Source organism: Brevundimonas sp. (assembly GCF_041648615.1).
In the GTDB taxonomy this organism is placed as follows: Bacteria; Pseudomonadota; Alphaproteobacteria; order Caulobacterales; family Caulobacteraceae; genus Brevundimonas.
The window spans coordinates 1-2,852 of record NZ_JBAZOS010000088.1; the positions used below are offsets into that span (position 1 = coordinate 1).

Genomic DNA, 2,852 nt, shown 5'->3' on the forward strand with positions numbered 1-2,852 from the left:
TGACGTGACGCGTCAGGGCCATTTCGCCCGACTTGATGTCGATCTTGGCGCGAATGTCGTGGTGGGCGCCGTAACGCGACTTGGCGCCCTTCTGGATCGCCTCCTCGATCGCCTCGACGACGATCTCCTTGTCGATGTTCTTCTCGCGCGCGACCGCGTCGGCGATCTGCAGCAGTTCGAGTCGGTTCGCGGAAACGCCGGCTACAGCCATGGTCTAGTCCTCGGTCTCAACAGAGTTGTCGTTACGGGCGGCGCGCTTCTCGGCGCCCGCCTTCATCAGTTCGTCGGTCAGCACCAGCTTGGCGTCGACCAGCCAGTCGAAGGGGATGAGGGCGGTGTCCTCCTCTCCTTCCAGATCCATGGCGACATTGTCGCCGTCCGTGCCGGCGATCACGCCCTTGAACCGCTTGCGGCCCTCGATCATGCGATCGCTTTCCAGCCGCGCCTCGAAGCCCTCGAACAGGTCGAAGTCGGACAGCCGGGTCAGCGGACGGTCGACGCCCGGCGACGACACTTCCAGCAGATATTCGCCGGCGATCGGGTCGGCGGCGTCGAACACCTCCGACACGGCGCGGCTCAGGCGGGCGCATTCCTCGACGGCGATGTCGTGGTCGCTGGGCCGTTCGGCCATGATCTGCAGCCGTCGGCGCAGCGTGCCGCCCATCAGGCGCACGCGCACGATGTCGAGACCCAGGCTTTCCGCCACGGGTTCGATCAGCTCCAGCAGAGCGCGGTCTTCAACGGTCTTGGCCTTCAAAGGCTTTGGTCCAAACAAAAAGCGGCGGGCCATCCGGGGCCGCCGCTTCAAACGGCGCCGTTGGACGCCGGTCTAACGATGTGAGGGGGCATATAGGCCAAAGACGCCAAGGTGGGAAGTCCTTCCGGGCGGCGGCATTGCCATCCGGCCGGAGGCCAGCCAGAACGGGGCGGCATGAAAGTCCACTGGATCGGCCTCGACACCCCCGGGCGTCTCGGCATTTCGCGAAGACCCGACGGCGGCGAGGCGCTGGAGGGGCAGATGGCCAGACTGGCGCACGGCATGGTCGACCACGTCGTCAGCCTGCTTGAGCCCGCCGAGGCGGCCGACCTGGGCCTGGCTGACGAGGCGGCGGTCGCGGGGCGGCACGGCGTCGGCTTCTATCATTTTCCGATCGTCGACCACGGCGTCCCCGCCGACGTCGTCCACTACCGCCGCGTGGCGAGCGCCATCGACGGCCGGCTGCGCGCGGGACAGACCCTCGTGATCCACTGCCGCGCGGGACTGGGGCGCGCCCCGTCCCTGGCCATCGCGGCCCTGGTCGAAGGCGGGATGAATGTCGACGAGGCGATCCTGCGCGTCGGCAAGGCCCGCGGCCGGCCGGTGCCCGAGACGGACGAACAACTGGCCTTCATCCGCGCCCTCGCCGGTGCATCCGGCCGCCGCTGACCGGATTTCAGACGAGGTCGAGCTGGCCGAGATAGTCGCGCTTGCCCAGCGGCACGCCCAGATGCCGCAGGATGGCGTAGGCCATCGACAGGTGGAAATGGAAGTTCGGCAGGGCGAAGCTGGTCAGATAGCCCTGGCCCTCGAAATTCAGCTCCACGCCGGGGAAGCGCAGTTCGACCCGGCGGGTCTCGCCGCCGGCGAAGGCCGCGGCCTCGACGCCCTCGATGAAGGCGATGGACAGGGCGACCGTGGCCTTGAGGTCCGCCAGGCTGGCCTCCGCGTCGTCGGTCTTCGGCCAGGGCTGGTCGGTCAGGCGGGCGATGCAGCTGCGGGCCGAGAAGCTGGCCATGCGGATCTGGTCGGGGAAGGGCCGCATGTCCGGCGCCAGCCGCGCCTCCATCACGACCGCCTCGTCGAGACCGGCTTCGACGGCGCGATCTATCAGTCCCGACAGCACGTTCAGGCCGCGCAGGAACATGGAGGTCGACAGGGTGTCGAGGGGAAGGCTCATGGGGCGTTCCTTCAGGCTCAGCTTCGGATGAAGCCGAGGAAGATCGGGGCCGTGTCGCCCAGCTTCTTTTCTTCATAGCGGGTGACCACGTGGTCGGCCGGGGCGGTCCGCCAGTCGTCGGCAGCCTCGGCCTGCCAGACCAGTCCGGGCGTGCGTTCGAACTTCTCCAGCGCCCAGTCGGCGTAGTCCTTCCAGTCGGTGACGAAGCGCAGCCGGCCGCCGGGCTTCAGCAGACGCGCGATCTCCACCGCCGTCTCGTCCTGCACCAGCCGGCGCTTGTTGTGCCGCGCCTTGTGCCAGGGATCGGGGAACAGGATCATGATCCGGTCCAGCGAGGCGTCGGGCAGGGCCGTCATCACGTCGCGGGCGTCGTCGGCGTGCAGGCGGACGTTCTTCAGCCCGCGCTCGTCGATATGGCGCAGGGCCGAGGCCACGCCGTTCAGGAAGGGCTCGCAGCCGATCATCAGCGTGTCGGGATGGCGCGCCGCCTGTTCGGCCAGATGCTCGCCCCCGCCGAAGCCGATCTCCAGCCAGACCGCCTTCGCCCCGGGCATGAGGGCCGCGGGATCGATCGGCCCGCCCTTGGGATCGGGCAGGGCGATGCCGGGCAGCAGGGTGTCGAACAGGGCCGCCTGGCGCGGCTTGATGGCGCGCGACTTGATGCGGCCGAACGAGCGGAGCGGGCGGTGGGCGGGGTCGTCGGGAGAGGACATGGCGGGCGCTATAGCCCGATGGAGCCGCTGAGGCATCAGGCATCAGGCAACAGGCAACAGCGGACGGCATTCCGTTGCCTGTTGCCTGACCCCTGTTGCCTCAGACCAGCGCCTTCAGCTGGTCGACCAGATCGGTCTTCTCCCAGCTGAAACCGCCGTCGGCGTCCGGCGCACGGCCAAAATGGCCGTAGGCGGAGGTGCG

General features: G+C 68.6%; 6 protein-coding genes. 1 reads left to right on the forward strand and 5 read right to left on the reverse strand.

The window, feature by feature from the left end; genetic code table 11:
- On the reverse strand, positions 1–211 hold a 211-nt coding region (locus WC555_RS15575; protein WP_373255036.1), incomplete at its 3' end, for a NusA N-terminal domain-containing protein.
- A 3-nt stretch (positions 212–214) separates the two neighbouring features.
- Positions 215–757: a ribosome maturation factor RimP gene (gene rimP / locus WC555_RS15580; protein WP_373255039.1), complete on the reverse strand. Its 543-nt coding sequence runs from the start codon at positions 755–757 to the stop codon at positions 215–217.
- 174 nt (positions 758–931) lie between these two features.
- Here rimP and WC555_RS15585 point away from each other — a divergent pair, with 174 nt between their 5' ends.
- The gene (locus tag WC555_RS15585; RefSeq protein WP_373255042.1) at positions 932–1,426 is read left to right on the forward strand and encodes a hypothetical protein; all 495 of its coding nucleotides are present in this window, start codon (positions 932–934) and stop codon (positions 1,424–1,426) included.
- A gap of 7 nt (positions 1,427–1,433) precedes the next feature.
- On the opposite strand, the gene WC555_RS15590 is transcribed toward WC555_RS15585, so the two are convergent.
- The 3 genes from WC555_RS15590 to WC555_RS15600 form a co-directional block, all read right to left on the reverse strand.
- On the reverse strand, positions 1,434–1,937 hold the full coding sequence (locus tag WC555_RS15590) for a DUF1993 family protein (RefSeq protein ID WP_292126730.1): 504 nt from the start codon (positions 1,935–1,937) through the stop codon (positions 1,434–1,436).
- Between the two features lie 17 nt (positions 1,938–1,954).
- The gene (trmB, locus tag WC555_RS15595) at positions 1,955–2,650 is read right to left on the reverse strand and encodes a tRNA (guanosine(46)-N7)-methyltransferase TrmB (protein ID WP_373255043.1); all 696 of its coding nucleotides are present in this window, start codon (positions 2,648–2,650) and stop codon (positions 1,955–1,957) included.
- Positions 2,651–2,750: 100 nt separating this feature from the next.
- Positions 2,751–2,852, reverse strand: a 102-nt coding sequence (locus WC555_RS15600) for a hypothetical protein (protein WP_373255044.1), incomplete at its 5' end; no start/stop codon positions are given.

Bases quoted from the DNA above. Each gene is read 5' to 3' on its own strand.
- WC555_RS15585 (WP_373255042.1), top strand. From the start codon at position 932: ATGAAAGTCCACTGGATCGGCCTCGACACCCCCGGGCGTCTCGGCATT.
- WC555_RS15590 (WP_292126730.1), bottom strand. From the start codon at position 1,937: ATGAGCCTTCCCCTCGACACCCTGTCGACCTCCATGTTCCTGCGCGGC.
- trmB (WP_373255043.1), bottom strand. From the start codon at position 2,650: ATGTCCTCTCCCGACGACCCCGCCCACCGCCCGCTCCGCTCGTTCGGC.